Annotated in this window: 20 protein-coding genes; 10 read left to right on the forward strand and 10 right to left on the reverse strand. The window is 54.3% G+C overall.

The genetic code is table 11. From position 1 onward, the window contains the following. Positions 1–125 precede the first annotated feature (125 nt). Entirely contained in the window at positions 126–1,583 is a 1,458-nt protein-coding gene (xylB, locus tag ACL2XJ_RS04405; protein WP_413725756.1) for a xylulokinase, read from the forward strand. Between the two features lie 149 nt (positions 1,584–1,732). On the opposite strand, the gene nadS is transcribed toward xylB, so the two are convergent. From nadS to ACL2XJ_RS04435, 6 genes are all read right to left on the reverse strand, one after another. Further along, on the reverse strand, positions 1,733–2,017 hold the full coding sequence (nadS, locus tag ACL2XJ_RS04410; RefSeq protein WP_132925237.1) for a NadS family protein: 285 nt from the start codon (positions 2,015–2,017) through the stop codon (positions 1,733–1,735). Further along, complete coding sequence (locus ACL2XJ_RS04415) at positions 2,004–2,351, reverse strand: type II toxin-antitoxin system RelE/ParE family toxin (RefSeq protein ID WP_413725757.1); 348 nt, start codon at positions 2,349–2,351, stop codon at positions 2,004–2,006. The genes nadS and ACL2XJ_RS04415 overlap by 14 nt, the downstream gene beginning before the upstream one ends. A 271-nt stretch (positions 2,352–2,622) precedes the next feature. Beyond that, positions 2,623–4,062, reverse strand: a complete 1,440-nt coding sequence (locus ACL2XJ_RS04420; protein ID WP_413725758.1) for a carbohydrate porin — start codon at positions 4,060–4,062, stop codon at positions 2,623–2,625. Positions 4,063–4,144: 82 nt separating this feature from the next. Next, positions 4,145–5,446: a C4-dicarboxylate transporter DctA gene (gene dctA, locus ACL2XJ_RS04425; protein WP_413725759.1), complete on the reverse strand. Its 1,302-nt coding sequence runs from the start codon at positions 5,444–5,446 to the stop codon at positions 4,145–4,147. Positions 5,447–5,486: 40 nt separating this feature from the next. Then, entirely contained in the window at positions 5,487–6,395 is a 909-nt protein-coding gene (locus tag ACL2XJ_RS04430; RefSeq protein WP_413725760.1) for a hypothetical protein, read from the reverse strand. Beyond that, positions 6,395–7,252: an amidohydrolase family protein gene (locus tag ACL2XJ_RS04435; protein WP_413725761.1), complete on the reverse strand. Its 858-nt coding sequence runs from the start codon at positions 7,250–7,252 to the stop codon at positions 6,395–6,397. Before ACL2XJ_RS04435 ends, ACL2XJ_RS04430 begins: the two co-directional genes overlap by 1 nt. 163 nt (positions 7,253–7,415) lie before the next feature. Between ACL2XJ_RS04435 and ACL2XJ_RS04440 the strand changes: the two genes are divergently transcribed. The 5 genes from ACL2XJ_RS04440 (at position 7,416) to ACL2XJ_RS04460 (ending at position 11,422) form a co-directional block, all read left to right on the forward strand. Next, positions 7,416–8,633: a LysR substrate-binding domain-containing protein gene (locus ACL2XJ_RS04440; RefSeq protein WP_413725762.1), complete on the forward strand. Its 1,218-nt coding sequence runs from the start codon at positions 7,416–7,418 to the stop codon at positions 8,631–8,633. 522 nt (positions 8,634–9,155) lie between these two features. Next, a complete protein-coding gene (locus tag ACL2XJ_RS04445) occupies positions 9,156–9,356 on the forward strand; it encodes a multidrug ABC transporter ATPase (RefSeq protein ID WP_413725763.1) in 201 nt (66 codons plus the stop codon). Between the two features lie 8 nt (positions 9,357–9,364). Next, positions 9,365–10,207: a hypothetical protein gene (locus ACL2XJ_RS04450; protein WP_413725764.1), complete on the forward strand. Its 843-nt coding sequence runs from the start codon at positions 9,365–9,367 to the stop codon at positions 10,205–10,207. Between the two features lie 829 nt (positions 10,208–11,036). Next, complete coding sequence (locus ACL2XJ_RS04455; RefSeq protein WP_413725765.1) at positions 11,037–11,219, forward strand: hypothetical protein; 183 nt, start codon at positions 11,037–11,039, stop codon at positions 11,217–11,219. A 5-nt stretch (positions 11,220–11,224) separates the two neighbouring features. Then, a complete protein-coding gene (locus ACL2XJ_RS04460) occupies positions 11,225–11,422 on the forward strand; it encodes a hypothetical protein (RefSeq protein WP_413725766.1) in 198 nt (65 codons plus the stop codon). A gap of 401 nt (positions 11,423–11,823) precedes the next feature. Here ACL2XJ_RS04460 and ACL2XJ_RS04465 read toward each other — a convergent pair whose 3' ends face one another. After that, on the reverse strand, positions 11,824–12,012 hold the full coding sequence (locus tag ACL2XJ_RS04465; RefSeq protein ID WP_413725767.1) for a hypothetical protein: 189 nt from the start codon (positions 12,010–12,012) through the stop codon (positions 11,824–11,826). A gap of 1,135 nt (positions 12,013–13,147) precedes the next feature. Here ACL2XJ_RS04465 and ACL2XJ_RS04470 point away from each other — a divergent pair. The 3 genes from ACL2XJ_RS04470 (at position 13,148) to xylR (ending at position 16,143) form a co-directional block, all read left to right on the forward strand. Continuing rightward, entirely contained in the window at positions 13,148–13,345 is a 198-nt protein-coding gene (locus tag ACL2XJ_RS04470; RefSeq protein ID WP_413725768.1) for a hypothetical protein, read from the forward strand. Between the two features lie 234 nt (positions 13,346–13,579). Then, a complete protein-coding gene (locus ACL2XJ_RS04475; RefSeq protein WP_413725769.1) occupies positions 13,580–14,635 on the forward strand; it encodes a PDDEXK nuclease domain-containing protein in 1,056 nt (351 codons plus the stop codon). Positions 14,636–14,964: 329 nt separating this feature from the next. Next, entirely contained in the window at positions 14,965–16,143 is a 1,179-nt protein-coding gene (xylR, locus tag ACL2XJ_RS04480) for a D-xylose utilization transcriptional activator XylR (RefSeq protein WP_132925217.1), read from the forward strand. Between the two features lie 34 nt (positions 16,144–16,177). Here the strand turns inward: xylR and ACL2XJ_RS04485 are convergent, their stop codons facing one another. Continuing rightward, positions 16,178–16,600: a winged helix-turn-helix transcriptional regulator gene (locus ACL2XJ_RS04485; protein ID WP_132925215.1), complete on the reverse strand. Its 423-nt coding sequence runs from the start codon at positions 16,598–16,600 to the stop codon at positions 16,178–16,180. 80 nt (positions 16,601–16,680) lie between these two features. Here ACL2XJ_RS04485 and ACL2XJ_RS04490 point away from each other — a divergent pair, with 80 nt between their 5' ends. Further along, positions 16,681–17,550 (forward strand): SDR family oxidoreductase, encoded by an 870-nt coding sequence (locus ACL2XJ_RS04490; RefSeq protein WP_413725770.1) that lies wholly within the window; start codon positions 16,681–16,683, stop codon positions 17,548–17,550. A gap of 119 nt (positions 17,551–17,669) precedes the next feature. Here ACL2XJ_RS04490 and ACL2XJ_RS04495 read toward each other — a convergent pair whose 3' ends face one another. Then, positions 17,670–18,101, reverse strand: coding sequence for a CopD family protein (locus tag ACL2XJ_RS04495; protein WP_203520839.1), 432 nt, complete (start codon positions 18,099–18,101; stop codon positions 17,670–17,672). Positions 18,102–18,118: 17 nt separating this feature from the next. Continuing rightward, positions 18,119–18,466: a DUF3817 domain-containing protein gene (locus ACL2XJ_RS04500; protein WP_413725771.1), complete on the reverse strand. Its 348-nt coding sequence runs from the start codon at positions 18,464–18,466 to the stop codon at positions 18,119–18,121. Positions 18,467–18,549 lie beyond the last annotated feature (83 nt).

Raw genomic sequence — 18,549 nt, forward strand, 5'->3', positions numbered from 1 at the left:
GGCTAGGCCCCCGATCACCAAGCGGACAACGAACCAGTTAAAGCGGGCTGCGGCATACAGGCTGCCGCATCGGTTTTCCCAAGCGGCGACAGCCGCGCTACTTATAAACAATTAAGGGATACCTCATGTATATCGGCATAGATCTAGGTACCTCAGGCGTCAAAGCCATTCTCCTCGACGAACAGCAGCATATCCTGGGCAGCCATACGGAAAGCCTGACGGTTTCCCGTCTCCATCCGCTATGGTCGGAGCAAAATCCGGAACACTGGTGGCAGGCCGCCGACCGGGCCATGCTGGCATTAAAGGCCAAACAGGATCTCTCTTCGGTGCGCGCCCTGGGCCTGACCGGGCAAATGCACGGCGCTACGCTATTGGATAACAAACAGCAGGTGCTGCGCCCCGCCATTCTCTGGAACGACGGCCGCAGCTTTGCCCAATGCCGGACGCTGGAAACAGCGGTACCCCGCTCCCGGCAGATAACCGGCAATCTGATGATGCCCGGATTCACCGCCCCCAAACTCTGCTGGGTGGCCGAGCATGAACCGGAGATATTCAGCCGGGTGGACAAAGTTCTTCTGCCAAAAGATTACCTGCGCTGGCGCATGACCGGCGAGTTTGCCACCGACATGTCCGATGCGGCTGGCACGATGTGGCTGGACGTGGGCCGCCGCGACTGGAGCGATGAACTGCTGGACGCCTGCGGCCTGAACCGGGGGCATATGCCGCAATTGTTCGAAGGCAACCAGGTCACCGGCACCCTGCACCCGGACCTGGCATCCCGCTGGGGAATGCCGCCGGTACCGGTGGTGGCCGGCGGCGGCGATAACGCCGCCGGCGCCATCGGCGTCGGTCTCTATCGCCAGGGCCAGGCCATGCTGTCGCTGGGAACCTCCGGCGTTTATTTCGCCGTCAGCGACGGCTTTCTCAGCAATCCGGAAAAAGCCGTGCACAGTTTTTGCCACGCGCTGCCCAATACCTGGCATTTGATGTCGGTGATGCTCAGCGCCGCCTCATGTCTTGACTGGGCGGCAAAAGCCACCGGCCTGGGCAGCGTCCCGGCCTTGCTGGACGCCGCCGCCGGCAGCCGCGCCGATATCTCGCCGGCCTTCTTCCTGCCCTATCTGTCCGGGGAGAGAACGCCCCATAACAACCCCAACGCCACCGGCGTCTTTTGGGGACTAACCCACGATCACGGCCCGGCGGAGCTGGCGCGGGCGGTGGTGGAAGGCGTCAGCTTCGGTCTGGCGGACGGGATGGACGTATTGCATGAAACCGGACTGCGGCCGGACAGCATCACCCTCATCGGCGGCGGGGCGCGCAGCGCATACTGGCGGCAGTTGCTGGCGGATATCAGCGGACACCAGCTGGATTACCGCACCGGCGGCGATGTGGGTCCGGCGCTGGGGGCGGCCAGATTGGCGCAGCTCAGCTGCCATCCCGATACGCCCTGGTCGGAAATTCTGCCGCCGTTGCCGCTGGAGGCCAGCTATCGGCCTGATAAAAACCGTCATGAGGCCTACCTGGAACAACGGCGCACCTTCCGACAGATATACCTGCAACTGACACCTTTGACGGGTGTGTAGAGGGCTTTTTTTGACCTTTAAGCTGTCCCTTGACCACCACGAACCGGGGACAACGCCCGTCAAGGCGCTACGCGCCATGCCCGGCGCATAAATGAAAAAGCCCGCAACCGCGGGCTCTCATCGTTGGAAATATTATCGGCCATCAAGACCTAATGTACAGCCAGCTCCCGGAAGAACGCCGGGTTATCCCGAATAGTCGCCAGAACTTTTGCCGCCAGTCCGGTAGGATTGCGTCGCTTTGTTTCCCAGCTTTTAATGGTATCAATGCTGGTTCCCAGGACCTTTGCCATCTCACCCTGTGAGACATTGAGTTGTTCTCTGATAGCCTTCACATCGGCCACTTCATAACTGGTGACCCGTGCAGGCGCTTTAACACCATTTTTAATTTCAACAGCTTCTTCAAGAGATGCTTTCAGATCGTCAAAAAAGCTCATGATATACCTCATCTTTCAGTAATTTCGTCAGTTTTTTAAGTTCTGCCTTTTCAGCATCAGTCAGGCTGTCTTTGATGTTTTTCGGATAGGCCATAATCAGATAGATAACCTCTTCTGTGGCAAGAAAATAAATAACTCTGGCACTCCCGCTTTTCCCCTGCGACCCCGTCGCCATTCTGATTTTTCGCAGCCCACCCGTTTTTTGTATTAAATCGCCTTTATCCGGAAATTCGATTAATTCTTTCTGAAGATCCTTCAAGTCATCGTCCGTGGCAATTTGCTTTATCTGCCGGGTAAACATTGCCGTCTCGATAAACTCTATTGCATGACTCACTTAAATACTCCCTTACTTTTATGATGTACATAGTACACCATCGGGCTGAATTTTCCAGCAAAAAATGAGGGTTTACACCCCCTGCGTAACATCACTCCTTTCCGGTTAGTGAAAAAAGTTCGTTACTGTTACGCCGCTATTTTCAAGGGAGAAACCAATACAATGGCCGAGTCAAAGACAATAGTCACTGACCCGGCCTTCAGATTTTATGAACCGCCCCGGTTTCCAGGGGCGGTTCAGTCAGAGAGGGAGAAGCAGATCTATCCCATGTTCAGTCGCCGCCGCCCGGCGAGCTGAGGCCGAACATGCCGCCGAAGTTTATTTGCACGTTGAGCCCATAGACCAGCATGTTCTTGGGCAAGATTGCGGTTTTCGGCATGCCGGAATTATCCGGGTTGATGATGTACTGGACGTTGGGCATGACGATTACGCCAGGGCTGACATGCCAACCGTAGTTGAGTTCCAAGGAATACTCATGAGGATCGTTGCTGCCGTGGCCCCCGGCCTTGGCCCGGGAATCGCGCAGGAAGGCGGTTTCCTTGTCGGTGAGATTGAACAATGACGCGGAGAAGCCGATGGTGTCATGCGGCCGCGATGCCATTGGTCCGGTCAGCACGACGCCGCTCAGAAACTGCTGCTTCATGATCTCCTCATCTTCCAGTTGCTGGACCACGCCGCCAAATACCGCGAGGTTGCGCTTCGAGTCCGCACCGGGCCGCCAGACCACCTTGTCGCCGAGCAGATAAACGCCCTTGCGATCCTCGTTCACCTTGCGGGCGGTGCCGCCGAAACTCCCCAGCGAACGGCCAGCGGTGTTGTAGTAAGGGTCGGAATGCGATGCGGTGCTGATGTAGCCGCCGACCTTGAGATCGAAGTTACCGGGCTTGGTCCAGCCCCACTCCAGCGGCACGGTCACGCCGGTGGACTCGGCAGTGGAGAAGTCCAGGCCGTTACTGGCGGCGGTGCTGGGGTTGACCTCGTATACGCCGGTTTCAATATAAGTATGAGGGGTCGTGCGGTAGCGCATGTTGAGACCCCAGGTGGCCGAGGGCAGCAGGCTGTAGCCGGATTCGGAATTGACCAGGCGCGGTACGCCGCAGTTGTCGCCATTCTGAAACTGACAGTTGGTGGGCAGCTTGGCGTAATAAGCGGTGGTACCCAGTCGGCCGGCGACCACATCCAGTCGGTCGTCCAGCAGTTTTTGCTCGAAGGCGAACAGCCCCAGGTGCCAGGCGGGGAATTCGTTCTTGTAGATGTTCTGCTGTTTGGGGAAAGTGCCGGTGACGTCATGACTGAGGCCGGAGCCATAATCTTTGTAGACGGTGAAATGAAAACTGCTGCCGTGGGTGCCAATCAGCTTGTCGAGATTGAGATCGGCGCCGATGTTGAATTGGCCAACGTTGGTGTGGCCCTGCCCAACGCCGCCGCGGGTGTTGCGGGCATACTGATTGATCAGATTGGCCCGCAGCAACACGCCCTGGCCGGCCAGTTTTCTCAACGCGGCGCCGGGGTCGGGGGTACCGGGCTCCTGGCTGACGGTTGGCGCAGCGGCCGGTTCCCCCTGGGTGTCGTTCGGTACTTTCGGAGTATCCGGTGTATCGGCCAGCGCGCCGGGGAGGGAGGCGGATGGCGAAACGGTTGCGGCCAGGGTAGTGTCTTGAATCAAAAAACCGAGAATGCTTACTGCCAGAATATTTATTGTCGTTTTCATGGTGCGTGCCCTTGCCGGTATTGCGCGCAGGTTACCCTTGCGCGTGGCAATCCGGTCGATGCTGTTGTGATAAATCGGGTGGTCAAACTTCGCGGTAACCCGCGTCCAGTTCGCTTTCCAGTTGCCTGCGGTCGATGGCGTTTTCCCATTTGCCCACCACGAGGGTCGCCACGCAGTTACCGGTGATATTGGTAAAGACAAACGCCGAGGCGAGGATGCGATGGACGCCGAGGATCAAGGCAATGCTGCCGACCGGGATCGACTTGGTGGCGGCCAGGGTCATGGCCAGGACCGCGATGGCCGAACCCGCCACGCCGGCGCCGCCTTTGGAGGTGACCAGCAATACGCCTAGCAGCGACAGCTGTTGTTCCCAACCCAACGCGGTGCCGGTGGCCTGGGCCAGGAACACCGCGACGGCGGCGAAATACAGGCAGGTCCCGTCGTGGTTGAAGCTGTAGCCGGTGGGTAGCACCAGCCCGACCACCGACTCTTCGATACCGAGTCGCTTGAGCTTGCCGATCAGTTGCGGGAACACGCTTTCCCCGGAGTTGGTGCCAATCACCAGGATCAACTCTTCACGGATGTAACGCATCAGCTTGAGCAGGCTGAAACCGGCGTACCAGGCGACCGGCGCCAGCGCGATAAGGAAGAAGATCGCGCAGGTCAGGTAGAACTCCCCCACCAACGCCGCCAGAGGCACCAGCGACTTGAGGCCGAATTTGGCGACCGTAAAGGCAATGGCGCCGAAAGCGGCGATGGGGGCCAGTTTCATCGCCAGGCGGATCACCCAGAACAGAGACTGGGATACGGTGTCGACCATGTTCAGCACCGGTTGCGCCTTATCCCCCATAGAGGCCAGGCCACAGGCGAACAGCACCGAGAACACCAGAATCTGCAGGATTTCGCCCCGGGCGAACGCACCGATGGCGCTCTCCGGTACCAGGTTGAGCATGAACTCGCCCACACTCATGTGCGAAGCGGGGTGCGCCGCTTCACCGGCGGTTCGCAACAGCGCGGGGTCGATATTCATCCCGACACCCGGCTTGAGGACGTTGATGGTCACCAGGCCGATCACCAGAGCGATGCTGGTGACCACCTCGAAATAGACGATGGCCTTGATCGCGATACGACCGACCTTGCCCAGATCACGGACGCTGGCGATACCGTGGGTGACCGTGCAGAAGATGATCAGTCCGACCACCATCTGGATAAGACGGATGAACACATCGCCAAGCGGCTTGAGCGTCTGGCCGATGTCGGGCGCCAGGGCGCCTACCGCAATGCCAAGGACCATGCCGACCAGCACTTGAAAAGTCAGGTCTTCGTAGAAACGGCGCGTACGCTGGGTACCCAGGACGGCGCTGGTAGAAATGTTACGAGTCATAGTGGACTCCACAATAATAGGTGAGATGGCCGGGAGCTGCTTAATCGGCGTCGCTGCCCAGCAGCTTGCGCGCTGGATCGAACACGTCTTTCAGGCTCAAACGTCGGGGTAACAGCCCCTGTGCCATACACGCATCAATGGTGAAGTCGAGAGCACCGGCCAGGCTTTCGAAACCGAACAAGGTCGGACTCAATGTCTTGGCTTCGCCCGTAGCGGGAATACTGCGCCGATCGGCTTCGCGCAGCAGCGCAAAGGCATGTCGAATGGCATCCGGCTGCCGTGCGCAAGCATCGGCACTCGCCACCACCATATGGTTGATCGGCATGAAATGATGCCTGTGCCACCAGGCCAGATCCCGGTCTCCTGCGTTCTTGATGACCGCAATGTATTCTTCACCCGAGGGCAAGTCATTGCCCAGGATCGCCGCGTCCACGTCGCCGTCGCGCAGCATCTGCAACGAGCCCTTCGTGCCGGGGATCTGTTCGACAAATCCGGGGTTCCGGTACTGTTCAACGTGCGCCGGGTCGTGGGTTATCCACCGCACTTTGGCGATGTCCAGTCCAACATCCTCGGCCAGATGCGCCCGAACCCACATGCCGGTGGTCTGGGTATAAGCACGCACGCCAATGCGCTTACCGGCCAAATCAGTCTCGGCCGGTACGCCGTTGGGGCCGTAACCAATCAGGCAGCCGCGCTGAAAGCGAGAAGCGACCACGGCGGGTAACAGCACCACCGGACGGCCATAGGCAATGGCTTGCAACGCGGTGACCACGGCTAATTCGCACAAATCATAGGCCTGGTCACGGACCATGGGCGCGAAGGCCTTGTGCACCACGCCAACGTTCTGGAAGTCCAGGCGTATGGCGGGATCGGTCAGTTCGCCGGAATGCAGCGCCGCCGTATGCGGATAGTGGCCGAGTACGGTACGTAAAGTTGTCGCAGTATTCATCAGCGTTGCTCCGTCGAGGCGAACGGATACAGGCGCCGGGCGGTGCCGCCGGCGATGTCCTGCCGATCTTGCACCGACAATCCGCCCAGTACCTCGCGAGCAGTGTCAGCCAACTCGGCCAGCGTGCCCGCCGCCGCGGGGAAATTTGAGCCCCAGGCGATATGATCGGCACCGAACGCGGCGATGATCGTGCGCAAGAAGTCGATGGGGGTCGACTTGCCTTCGGCGGCGGCGGCCAGGGTGCGGTTGGTCAGCTTCAAATGAACGCCCGGAAACGCCGCCAGAGCGAGCAGAGCGTCGGCCGCCTGGTACGGGGCGCCGGCGGACAGCACCGGACGCGCGCAATGGTCTAGTAGCACAATCGCCTTGGGGAAGCGTTCAAGCAGACTGCGCAGGGCAGGAATGCCTTCCATGGTCATTTGCAGACACACCGGAATGGCATGCGCCTCGGCCCAGGCCCAGGCCGGATAAGAATCAACATGGCCCAACCAGTCGCCCTGACCGGGCATGGTGCTGCCGGTGGTGAACAACCGGAAGCCCGACAGCCCTTGTTCCTGCCAGTAAATAATCTTTTCCACCGCATCGGCGGCGAGCGCATCCAGTGAATACACGCCAACCAGGCGGTCACGGTGTGCCCGCACGGTGTCGGCGACATAGCGGTTATCGTGACCGTAGACGGTAGAGGCCTGGACTACCACGGCCTGTTCGATGTCGGCGGCGTCCATCGCGCGCAACAGGCTGTCGGCATCCACCGGACGAGCCTGCGACCATTGCGACTGATGCCCACCGATGGGGTCAGTGGGATAACGCTTGTTGTCGGGAGAGATCACATGGGTATGGGTATCTAGCAGCTTCATAGGTGCCTCTTTTTTGTAGGGTGACAGAGATATCCGGATTAACTATTGATCGAGTTATTTTATTTTCACTAGCGCTTCGGATATCCTCCGACTATATATGGATGTATTTGAGAGAGAAAATTCGAATTACGCTCCGGCTATTGAATTTGGCTAACGAATAAAAATGACTCAAGCTTATTCACTTAACCTGCGACACCTCGGCGCCCTGCTTGCGGTGGCGGCGACAGGTAATATCAGCGGCGCGGCGAAGACGGTCAATTTATCGCAACCGGCACTGGCCCAGGCCATCAGTAAGATTGAACAGACACTCGGCGTAAGCCTGTTCGAGCGACGTCCGGGTGGAGTGACCATTACCGACGCCGGCACCGGTTTCATCATCCGTACCGAGCGGGCCCTCGCCTACCTGGCCAGCGGCGTGCGGCAAATCCGTCGCGGCTCCGGCAAACCGGTGTTAATGAAGCTTGACCAGCGGGTGACCATGAGCCAGCTGCGCGCGCTGGTGTCGGTAGTCGGCGCCGGCAGTTATGCTGTCGCGGCGAGGCAACTGGACATCTCCGTACCTTCGCTGCATCGGGCGATGCGTGAATTGCAGGAGACCGTTGAAATCCCTTTACTGGAGCGCACGGGCAGAGCGATCCGACCTACGGCGCCGGCGGGTCAGTTGGTGCACTACGTGCGCCTGATGCTGGCGGAACTGCGGGCCGGGATCGACGAAATCGCCACCCGCAACCAGGGTCTGAGCGGCACGCTGCGCATCGGCGTGTTGCCCGTGGCCCGCTCCTACTTCCTGTCCAGGGTATTGGCCGGATTCTGTACCCAGTGGCCGGCCGCCTCAGTGGAGATTGTCGAAGGGCCGCATGCCGAGTTACTGAGCCACCTGCGTCAGGGGGATGTGGACTTGCTGATCGGTTCGCAACGCGAGTGGGTCCCCACCCATGACGTAACCCAGGAAGCGTTGTTTGACGACGAACTGGTGATCGTTGGCCGTACCGGACATCCGCTGCATGGCAAAACCCCCCTGACCACAGCCGACCTGCTGGATCATCACTGGGTGATGCCGGCGCCAGGCACGCCGATGCGGGTGAACTGGGAACGCATGTTCGCCGTGCGCGGACAAACCCCTCCGATCCTGCGGGTGCAATGCGGGTCTGTGACCCTTAAACGCGGCATGATGCTGGAAGGCGACTGGCTGACGCTGATGTCGCGGGATCAATTCCGTCTGGAAAGCCAGGCTGGACAACTGGCGGAAATCGGATCGCCCGGCGCGGACTTCTGGAGAACTATCGCCCTGACGCGCCGGAACGATTGGCGTCCTACTGCACTGCAGGCCACCTTTATCGAGCTGTTGAGATCGGTGGCTGCACAGATGCGGCGCCCTTAGGCGGGTGTAATTTATAGATGTTCAACTCAAGCGCTTGGCAATCACGCTGTGACTCATAAGCAATTAAACCCTGACCATTACGCACGCCAGTCACCTGGGGTATGAGCTTATGTTTACCGCTCATCAGAAAATATCCGTGACAGCCCTTTTATTAAGAAGGCCGATTAGCATGGGCCAGTTGGGCCAGATAGTGGGCAACGAAGTGCCGGTGGGACTTCCGGGACCAACCACCCACGATGGGGGATGGGATATCAAGGGATTGGCTATCCGCTAAAGCTGTTTTCGGCGTAGGGCAGCAGGCAAGGGGATCTTTAGATGATTGGCGGCTTAGGTTTCTTACCTTTAAGATAAGAAAGAACTTGCTAAACCGAGGTTGGACAGCTTAACTTATTAACAACATATGGTTGTTTTTTTGAATCCTCCCACATCGCCATAACTATTATAATGCTTATCGTTTGTGGCGATGTTGTACCATCATCGCGCGGGATGTATAATCTCGCGCCCTCAGCATAGGAGGCACTTATGTCAATGTCACTTGCATTGAAAATAGGTATCCCGACAGGAAGCCCTACCGAGCGGCTGGCGCGGGTACTCAAAGAAAACAAAGATCGATACAACATCAGTAAAGATGGCTTCATCTCCATCAATCTGGACAACGCGGATGTGCAGGCTGCAATTGAGAAACAAGTCTCGAAACTAGCGTATATCAAGGAACGAAGTTAATCTCATAGATGAATACCGTATTATTAGTCGTGATCCTGATTAGTGGATATATATATGTAACTCTTTCACTATCAGCCAGATATATATTTAAGCGTTCCACCGGCTGGGACGCTTATTTTTTTGTTGCAGCCTGGGGTACCCTCTTCGTCACCTTATCCTGGGGTATCTGTTCATTCTTAAGCGTCGCTGGTTTTTTTCGTTGGGTCGTTAATGGTTCTCTGCATTTATTGAGCCTCAAAACAGATGTCTTTCAGCGTGTATTCCCTATCTCGACTGATGATGCTGCTCGATATAAAGACTTAAAGTTCGCCGTTTGGGGGGCATTGTCGTTACTGCTTGCATGTGCTGCAGGGGCATTCAGAAAATGGTGGACAGGAAGAGGGAATCGACGGATAGATGCCTTAGTAAAAGCGGTGGGTGATAATGCCCTGGAAAATTTGCTGATGGAAGCGTCAGTCAGGCAGTTTCCGGTGATTATTACTTTAAAATCGCGCAAATTTTATGTTGGTTTTATACACTGTCCAGCATTTGAGCAAGGTGCCTCGGAATTTTTAGAGTTGCTGCCTTTGCTGAGCGGATACCGCGACAAGGATGATCTGACGATCCACGTTACGACGAACTATCAGAAGCATTACATTAACACCGGCATACAGCAGGGGATTGGATCCCTTAATTTCTACGATTTCAGAACATTGATACCTAAGGGCGAGATTGAAGGTCTTTCTTTTTTTGATACTGATACTTACAGTAAATTTAAAGAACAGGAAGCGCAGGACAAAGCTGAGTCAAAAGCCCTGGCCGAAAACTTCATGCCTGTGCCGGAGCAGAATAAAACCCCGAGCAGTCAGTAAACCCCAAAACCATGCAAACGGTGGTTAAGCAGCAACCCCAAACGTTCATCGAAGCTCAACTCAAGGTAAGTTCCCGGTTGCGACCATTGTTGCTCCAGCGCCTGACCCAGATGGCTTAACCTCTGGGCCCTTAGTTGCTCCGTAAGCGGCTGGTGAACTCACCTTAACGAAATGAGATCAACAAGGCGAGATGCCCAGCCCCTTACGTTCGTTTTAACCCGCGCAGTGCGAAAGTTCTACGATATGGATGATCACGTTATTCAAACAGTGCGTTTCACAAAATTTCGGCAAAACGCCAACGCTATCCAATCCCAAAAAAGGCGGCACGCCCCTGTTAGCTCAATCGCTATTATAATTGAGGCGGCGGATTTACAGAACGAGTCCAGAGGGAATCGGTTCTCAAATCAGCGATGAATCCCATTTTTTCCCAAGTAACACAGTTTGGTTTTCCTGCCATCACATTCTCAAGCTGATTTTTTAATCCATCAATTTCAATTATAATTAATATTTACTTAAATTTACTTATGCCAATTTTGTCCTCGAACAATACAGATAAAAATAAATATTCGCGTAATAATATAATATCTTCATGTAACCTCATCTCACGGTAAAAATTATATAAACTATTGATTATATTAACTTAGCAAGTAATGTTTTTGTTATTTATCTCTTGCCATCGCTAAAATAATTCCGTTATTATAGCCCGGCATTAGTTTTTTAATGCAGGGACTTGCACTCCCTAGTATCAACGGCGGCATAATATGCATATTGTATTATGTCGTCTTCTCAGTAATCATTGTACCGCGAGCCAAACTCGCGCGTAATATCAATGGTGGCTCAGTTCGGGCAGCTTAAGGGCTGGCCGAGAATAGTTGATACCGGTTGTGCAAACCCGTTCTGGGCCACCGCCATTGATAGTTTTTTTATGCGGTGGTACTCGCAACCGAGGTCACCGTATCTGTTTTTTTGCTCATTAAAAACATCTGCGCTGCACCTCACCTTTATCAGGTGAAAACCATGGAAAATCTTGTTGACCCCGCCAAGCTGTGTTTTGACGACGTGCAGTGCCAATGCCGGGCGCTGGCCTTTGCCGCCTATAAAATCGAAGACGAAGACGTGAGAGAGTTGCTGTTATATACCCTGATGGAAAAACAGCAGCAGTTGGATATGCTGTTGCCTACGAACACATCAATGAAGATCGACGACACACATTAACGCAGCGACCTTTTTTTGCCCTTGCAGACCTATAACGAGAGGGGAGGAGTACAGCCCCCGGGTCATTAATTAACGGTAAAACGGGCAGTTTGAAACGCGTCTATCAATGGGATAAAATTCCGATCAAAAGAAATATATTGAATAATAAGCTCGATCAAAATTAGACATTTAAAAACCGTAACCTTGCTCTTTCACCCATCGACAGCTTCTTCAAGAGATGCTCCCAAACCATCAAAAAAACTTATGCTGTACTTCTCCTTTCACTCAATTCGTCAATTTTTAGTTTTGCTTTTTCAGCAACCGCCAGGCTGTCGATGGGTAATTACAGCGGTTCATATTCATGATTAAAGAGCTTGAAAAAGTAGCCATGATTTTAATTAAGGTCACAACTGTGACCTTTTTCATTTGCTCGTTAAACGTTTCCCTACCGCTTCATGATGAGGACCTTTCATTGCCCTAATCGCTGGCGCAGCAGCAATTAACATTTTTCTAATTTGCTCTTTCGTAAGGGAGATTTCTTTTCCTTGAACAAGCGATTCAGTTTCCAGCATTGGATTGCTGGAGGAGTTCAATTTGTTAACAAAAGACATCGCTAAATTCCTTTTTTCTATGTAATGATATTACCGCTCAAATTTTTCTATTTTCAAATATATTGATTATTTCGTAACCATTCAGGAGTTAGATAGTCTGAATCGCCAGTTGACCTATAGCGCAGAGAGCCGTCCCCAAATACATCTTTAAAATGGAAGTTCTTCATATAATGTTGAAGAATTTCTTCATTTACAGGGTTTTCAATAAAGATACCTAGTCCGCGGGCCTTTCTCCATTAGAAAAGATCTTAAAACAAAAATTGTAGTGTTCATTATGATCTATATCCTGTCCGACATTTAACCATTCAAGCGGAAAGGGCGACTGTCGTGAAAAGTGTATGCACCATCGTAAATCCTCCTGACACATACGGTTGACTCTTAGTGAGCTATTAGTTTTTAGGAAGTAATCATTCGTTTCAAGGATGGCGATTTCTGCGGCAGCCCTTACGTTTTTACTATGAAACATACATTTTTTGGTCTTATTTATTTTTCTCATAGTGTAATAGCGCTTACATGAACTCCCCTTTTACTCAATCATGAATAGTCTAAGTCAAGCCGGGTATTATTTTTAATCACTTTACAAGTAATATCACCGCATCACTAATTTCAATTATAAGTAATATTTACTTAAATTTACTTATGCCAATTTTGTCCTCAAACAATACAGATAAAAATAAATATTCGCGTAATAATATAATATCTTTATGTAACCTCATCTCACGATAAAAATTATATAACCTATTGATTATATTAACTTAGTAAGTAATGTTTTTGTTATTTATCTCTTGCCATCGTTAAAATAATTCCGTTATTATAGCCCGGCATTAGTTTTTTAATGTAGGGACCCTCACTCCCTTGCTACACACGGCGACGTAGTATGCATATTGTATTATGTCGTCTCCTAAGTAATCATTGTAACGCGAGCTAAACTCGCGTGTAAAATCAATGGTGGCTCAGATCGGGCAGCTTTAGGGCTGGCCGAGGAGTAGTGTGTAGCGGTTGTGAGATCCCGATTTGGGTCACCGCCATTGATAGTTTTTTATGCGGTGGAGCTCGCAACCGAGGTCGCCGTATCTGTTTTTTTTGCTTGTTATAAAACATCTGCGCTGCGCCTCACCTTTATCAGGTGAAAACCATGGAAAATCTTATTGACCCCGCCAAGCTGTGTTTTGACGACGTCCAGTGCCAATGCCGGGCGCTGGCCTTTGCCGCCTATAAAATCGAAGATGAAGACGTGAGAGAGCTGCTGTTATATACCCTGATGGAAAAACAGCAGCAGCTGGATATGCTGCTGCCGGCGACCACATCCATGAAGATCGACGACACGCATTAACGTAGCAACCCTTTTTATGCCCTTGCAGACCTATAACGAGAGGGGAGGAGTACAGCCCCCGGCTCACGGGCACCGCTAAAGCGGGCCATTTTAAGTACATCAACCCGAGTGATGATTGATCATTGAGGACGATTCGTAATCAAGCCGGCGTATACGGTGGCGAAAGAAAATGCAAGGCTTGCTAACCGGCACAGCGCCTGTGCAGGTTGACGAACCCGACACGGAGGTGACGGCATGACACAAGAGCTCCATGCTTCATTGACTCTAGTACCCAGCGGCTACGCCGCCTGGCTGGCCGACCTGAAGTGTCGTATCCATAACGCCCAGCAGCGTGCCGCCCTGGCGGTCAACCGGGAACTGGTGGGCCTGTATTGGCAGATAGGTCGCGATATCCTGGCACGGCAAGCTGAGCAGGGCTGGGGTGCCAAAGTCATTGAACGGCTGGCGCATGATTTACGCACAGCTTTCCCCGAAATGAAGGGCTTTTCACCGCGTAACCTCAAGTATATGCGGGCTTTTGCCGAAGCGTGGCCGGATTCAGAATTTGTGCAAGCGGTGCTTGCACAATTGCCCTGGTATCACCAACTGGCCCTGTTGGACAAACTTAACCGCCCTGAAGATCGCCGCTGGTATGCCTTCAAGGCTATTGAGCATAACTGGTCGCGTAATGTACTGGTCATGCAGATTGAAAGTCGCTTGTTACAACGAAGCGGCACCGCTGTGACTAACTTCGATGTCAGCCTGCCACAGGCGCAGTCTGACCTAGCTCGTGAATCACTCAAAGACCCATACCGTTTCGATTTCCTAGGGCTGACTGAGGAGGCCCAAGAACGTGAGGTGGAAGATGCTTTGGTAAAACATGTAACCGAGTTTCTTCTGGAACTGGGCGCGGGCTTCGCCTTTGTCGGGCGACAGGTGTTGCTGGATGTGGGTGGCGATGAGTTCTTTATCGACCTGTTGTTTTACCATCTCAAGTTGCGCTGCTATGTAGTAATCGAACTCAAAGGCGGAAAATTCAGGCCAGAGCATTTGGGGCAACTGGGGTTCTATCTGACAGCCATTGATCGCCAGGTGAAAAACGAGCAGGACAACCCTACCATTGGTCTTCTGCTGTGCAAGAGCAAAAAAAAAGTGGTTGCCGAATATGCCTTAGGCGACAAGTCCCAGCCTATGAGCATCGCTGAATACAAATTAGTTGAATCCCTGCCTGCGGAGCTGCAAACCAGCTTGCCAAGCATCGAGCAACTGGAGCGGGAGTTGGCCTGGAATGCAGAAGAGGACTCAGCATGAGCGAATACGGCTAAGTCGAAACACAATGTCTAGACCAACTGGTTGAGCTAGGCTGGGCAGTAATCGGCCAAAGTAGCGACTTCCCGCAACATGCTGATCTCAGTCTGCAGTGTGTTGCGGTTGTGCAAACCCGATTTAGGCCACCGTCATTGAGAGTCTTCAGCAGCTGCTTACCATGGAAAATGAGAGGGAAGCAGCACTGCCCCTGAACCCGGATTTTTTGCCGGTTTTTATCGCGGATTTGCTAGCTGGCGCACACGCGGTTAATACTTCTGCCGCGTTACTGGGTATATGCTGGCTACCGGACGATTTTTGCGAGAACACCCTGTATGTTCGAAAAACGTTATCGCATCACATTGTTATTTAACGCCAATAAAGTATACGACCGCCAAGTGGTGGAAGGCGTGGGGGAATATTTGCAGGCGTCCCAATGCGATTGGGATATTTTTATCGAGGACGATTTCCGCTGGCGGATCAATCGTATCGAAGACTGGCTGGGAGACGGCGTTATCGCCGATTATGACGATCGGGAAATTGAGCAGCTGCTGAGCGGCGTCGACGTGCCCATTGTCGGGGTCGGCGGCTCCTATCAGGACGACGAGGACTACCCGCAGGTGCATTATATCGCCACGGATAATCACGCGCTGGTGGCCAGCGCCTTTATGCACCTGAAGGAAAAAGGCATCAACCGCTTTGCCTTTTACGGATTGCCCCCCAGCAGCGGCAAACGCTGGTCGCAGGAACGGGAGCAGGCCTTCCGCCAGCTCGCCGCCGATGAATATTACCAGCCGATAGTCTACCAGGGGGTGGAGACCACGCCGGACAACTGGCAATACGCCCAGAACCGGCTGGCGGACTGGCTGCAATCCCTGCCGTCCCATACCGGCATCATCGCGGTTACCGATGCCCGTGCCCGCCATTTGCTGCAAGTGTGCGAGCATCTGAATATCGCCATCCCGGAGAAGCTGTGCATTATCGGTATCGATAACGAAGAGCTCGCCCGCTGCCTGTCGCGGGTGCCCTTATCCTCCGTGGCCCAGGGCACCCGCCAAATGGGCTACCAGGCCGCCAAGCTGCTGCATCAGCTGTTGAATCACTCCCGTCTGCCGTTGCAGCGCATTTTGGTGCCGCCGCTCAAGGTAGTGGAACGGCGCTCCACGGATTTCCGCTCCCTGCGCGACCCGGCGGTGATCCAGGCCATGCACTATATCCGCTATCATGCCTGCAAGGGCATCAAGGTGGAGCAGGTGCTCGACGTGGTGGGCATGTCCCGTTCAAACCTGGAAAAACGCTTCAAGGACGAGACCGGCAAAACCATCCATAACGTTATCCACGAAGAGAAGCTGGAGAGCGCGCGCAATTTATTGGTCTCCTCCTCGTTGACCATCAACGAGGTCTCGCAAATGTGCGGCTATCCTTCGCTGCAATATTTTTATTCCGTGTTTAAAAAGGGCTTTGAAATCACCCCCAAAGAGTATCGCGATAACCATATGGAACTTCACTTCTAACCGAACGGGAAACAGCGGGCGTGCAGCGAGCCGGTTAAAGGGAGCCGGCCTCTTGCATCGACCGGGGCCGGGCGGCCCGCGACCGCACAATCCGCGGCATATTGAATTCAATCCAATCCGCCAATGCCTCGATTTTTTCCCCCGCCTCTTCCCCCAACGGACTCAGGCTATACTCTACATGGGGCGGCACGACGGGGAACGGCTTTCTAACCACCAGCCCGTCGTCCTCCAGCCATTGCAACGTCTGTGAGAGCATCTTTTCGCTGACGCCGCCCACTTTGCGGCGCAATTCGCTGAAACGGTGAGTGCCCTGCGCCAGCGCGATGAGCACCAGCACCCCCCAACGACTGGTCATGTGCTTCAAAATTTCACGGGAGGGGCAGTTTACATCCAGCAATTCCCCTCGCTGCATCTTGGTAGCCAGGGAGTCATTCGGCGTGCCGTTTATTATCATCATACTTACCTTTTTGTTAGTACTTACTAAAAGTTAGTATAAAGGCTAAAGTGGCATTACTAAACCATACAGGAGAAAAAAATATGATCGTTGTTACTGGTGCTACGGGCCAATTGGGCCGTCTGGTTATTGCCGAATTATTAAAAACCCGGCCGGCCGCAGAGCTGATTGCCGCCGTGCGTTCGCCGGCGAAGGCCCAAGATCTCGCCGCCCTGGGCATCAATGTCCGCCAGGCCGACTATAACGAACCCGCTACGCTGGACAAGGCATTCGAGGGCGCGGAAAAAGTGCTTTTGATCTCCTCCAGCGACGTCGGCCGGCGCGTACCGCAGCACCGCGCCGTGATAGAGGCCGCCAAGCGGGCAAACGTAAGTCTGCTGGCCTACACCAGTTTATTGCATGCCGACACCAGCCCGTTAACCATCCTCGGCGAAGAACATCGCGCCACTGAAGCGCTGTTACAGGATTCCGGCCTGCCGGTAGCGCTGTTGCGCAACGGCTGGTATAACGAGAACTACGCCATGGGTATCCCGGCGGCCATCGCCATCAACTCGTTGGCCGGATGCTCCGGGGACGGCCTGATCTCCTCCGCCACCCGCGCCGATTATGCCGCCGCCGCCGCCGCCGTGCTCACCGGCACCGGTCATGCCGGCAAGATTTATGAACTGGCGGGAGACGAGGCTTATACGCTGACGGACCTGGCGGCGGAAATTTCCCGCCAGTCCGGCACGGTGGTGAATTATGTCAACCTGACGCAGGCGGGGTATCAGGAGCTGCTCAAACAGGCGGGCCTGCCGGAACCGGTGGCCGCCATGCTGGCGGATTCCGCCGCCGGAACGGCCAAGGGCGGACTGTTCGACAGCAGCCGCCAGCTGAGCCGGCTTATCGGCCGCCCCACCACGCCGATGGCGCAAACCGTGGCGGCGGCGATCAAACCGACCGCGGCAGCTTAACCGGATCGAGGGTGGTAACCGCCCCTTAAGGGTCAGATACCGCCCTAAGAGGTTAGCCGGGCCTAGATGGCGTGCCCCGGCCTGTTAACCCCACCCTAACAGCATTGCCCCCGCCGGCCTTAAAACGGCTTAAGCTGGATCAGCAGCACGATAATCACCAGCGCCGCCAGGGTAAAACCGGCGGCATGGCGCAAAATGGCGGGCGCCTGCAGTTGGGATTCCCCCAGGCTGCGCCGAAAGGATCCCGACTGGATACCGTGCAAAGCCGATAGCGCCAGCACAAACACGCCCTTAAGCAGCAATGAGTAGGATGGCGGCCAATTGCCCATCATCAGCAACGCCAGGCCGGACAGCCAGCTCAACAGCATGGCGGGCATGGTCACCGTCTGATTCCAGCGTTGAATGGCGGTAAAGATACGCAGGGAGGGAGAAAGCTCCAGGGGTGGGATCTTTTTCCAGCTGTTCATGGCCAGGGCCAGAATAAGCATGCCGCCAATCCACAGCGTGAAGGCGACAAGATGCAGCGAAAGCAGCAGTAAATAAGTTGTCATGAATTCTTTTCCTTAGCCTAAATATCAAGGGCATCCGATCCGGCTGACCGCCTGGTGATCATACCCAGATTAAAAAAAGTGCCGAAGGGGATAAACGCCAGCAACAGCAACCGCGCCACCTGCCCCTTGCGCCACATGCCGCCGGAGGCGGTATTTATCACCATCCAGGCGTAAAACAGAAAGGCCAGCCCATGCACCGGACCCATCACCGCGACAATTTGCGGATAGCCGCCAAGATGTTTCAGCGGCACCGCGATACAGGTCAGAATAACCAGGGTGCAGCCTTCCACCAGGGAAGCCAGATGTAATTTTTTTAGCAATGAACGTTCCGGACCCTGCAGCTCCGGCTGCGTTTTTGGTGTCATGACCGCTATGACCTATGGCCGCGTTGACGGCGAAATGAGGTGTTTTGTCCTCGTGCCGCAACGGCCGCCGCCGTTGCGTTATG

The organism is Sodalis sp. RH16 (assembly GCF_047324245.1).
GTDB classification, from domain to species: domain Bacteria; phylum Pseudomonadota; class Gammaproteobacteria; order Enterobacterales; family Enterobacteriaceae; genus Acerihabitans; species Acerihabitans ligni.

Bases quoted from the DNA above. Each gene is read 5' to 3' on its own strand.
- xylB (WP_413725756.1), top strand. From the start codon at position 126: ATGTATATCGGCATAGATCTAGGTACCTCAGGCGTCAAAGCCATTCTC.
- nadS (WP_132925237.1), bottom strand. From the start codon at position 2,017: ATGAGCTTTTTTGACGATCTGAAAGCATCTCTTGAAGAAGCTGTTGAA.
- ACL2XJ_RS04420 (WP_413725758.1), bottom strand. From the start codon at position 4,062: ATGAAAACGACAATAAATATTCTGGCAGTAAGCATTCTCGGTTTTTTG.
- dctA (WP_413725759.1), bottom strand. From the start codon at position 5,446: ATGACTCGTAACATTTCTACCAGCGCCGTCCTGGGTACCCAGCGTACG.
- ACL2XJ_RS04430 (WP_413725760.1), bottom strand. From the start codon at position 6,395: ATGAATACTGCGACAACTTTACGTACCGTACTCGGCCACTATCCGCAT.
- ACL2XJ_RS04435 (WP_413725761.1), bottom strand. From the start codon at position 7,252: ATGAAGCTGCTAGATACCCATACCCATGTGATCTCTCCCGACAACAAG.
- ACL2XJ_RS04440 (WP_413725762.1), top strand. From the start codon at position 7,416: ATGACTCAAGCTTATTCACTTAACCTGCGACACCTCGGCGCCCTGCTT.
- ACL2XJ_RS04445 (WP_413725763.1), top strand. From the start codon at position 9,156: ATGTCAATGTCACTTGCATTGAAAATAGGTATCCCGACAGGAAGCCCT.
- ACL2XJ_RS04450 (WP_413725764.1), top strand. From the start codon at position 9,365: ATGAATACCGTATTATTAGTCGTGATCCTGATTAGTGGATATATATAT.
- ACL2XJ_RS04455 (WP_413725765.1), top strand. From the start codon at position 11,037: ATGGTGGCTCAGTTCGGGCAGCTTAAGGGCTGGCCGAGAATAGTTGAT.
- ACL2XJ_RS04460 (WP_413725766.1), top strand. From the start codon at position 11,225: ATGGAAAATCTTGTTGACCCCGCCAAGCTGTGTTTTGACGACGTGCAG.
- ACL2XJ_RS04465 (WP_413725767.1), bottom strand. From the start codon at position 12,012: ATGTCTTTTGTTAACAAATTGAACTCCTCCAGCAATCCAATGCTGGAA.
- ACL2XJ_RS04470 (WP_413725768.1), top strand. From the start codon at position 13,148: ATGGAAAATCTTATTGACCCCGCCAAGCTGTGTTTTGACGACGTCCAG.
- ACL2XJ_RS04475 (WP_413725769.1), top strand. From the start codon at position 13,580: ATGACACAAGAGCTCCATGCTTCATTGACTCTAGTACCCAGCGGCTAC.
- xylR (WP_132925217.1), top strand. From the start codon at position 14,965: ATGTTCGAAAAACGTTATCGCATCACATTGTTATTTAACGCCAATAAA.
- ACL2XJ_RS04485 (WP_132925215.1), bottom strand. From the start codon at position 16,600: ATGATGATAATAAACGGCACGCCGAATGACTCCCTGGCTACCAAGATG.
- ACL2XJ_RS04490 (WP_413725770.1), top strand. From the start codon at position 16,681: ATGATCGTTGTTACTGGTGCTACGGGCCAATTGGGCCGTCTGGTTATT.
- ACL2XJ_RS04495 (WP_203520839.1), bottom strand. From the start codon at position 18,101: ATGACAACTTATTTACTGCTGCTTTCGCTGCATCTTGTCGCCTTCACG.
- ACL2XJ_RS04500 (WP_413725771.1), bottom strand. From the start codon at position 18,466: ATGACACCAAAAACGCAGCCGGAGCTGCAGGGTCCGGAACGTTCATTG.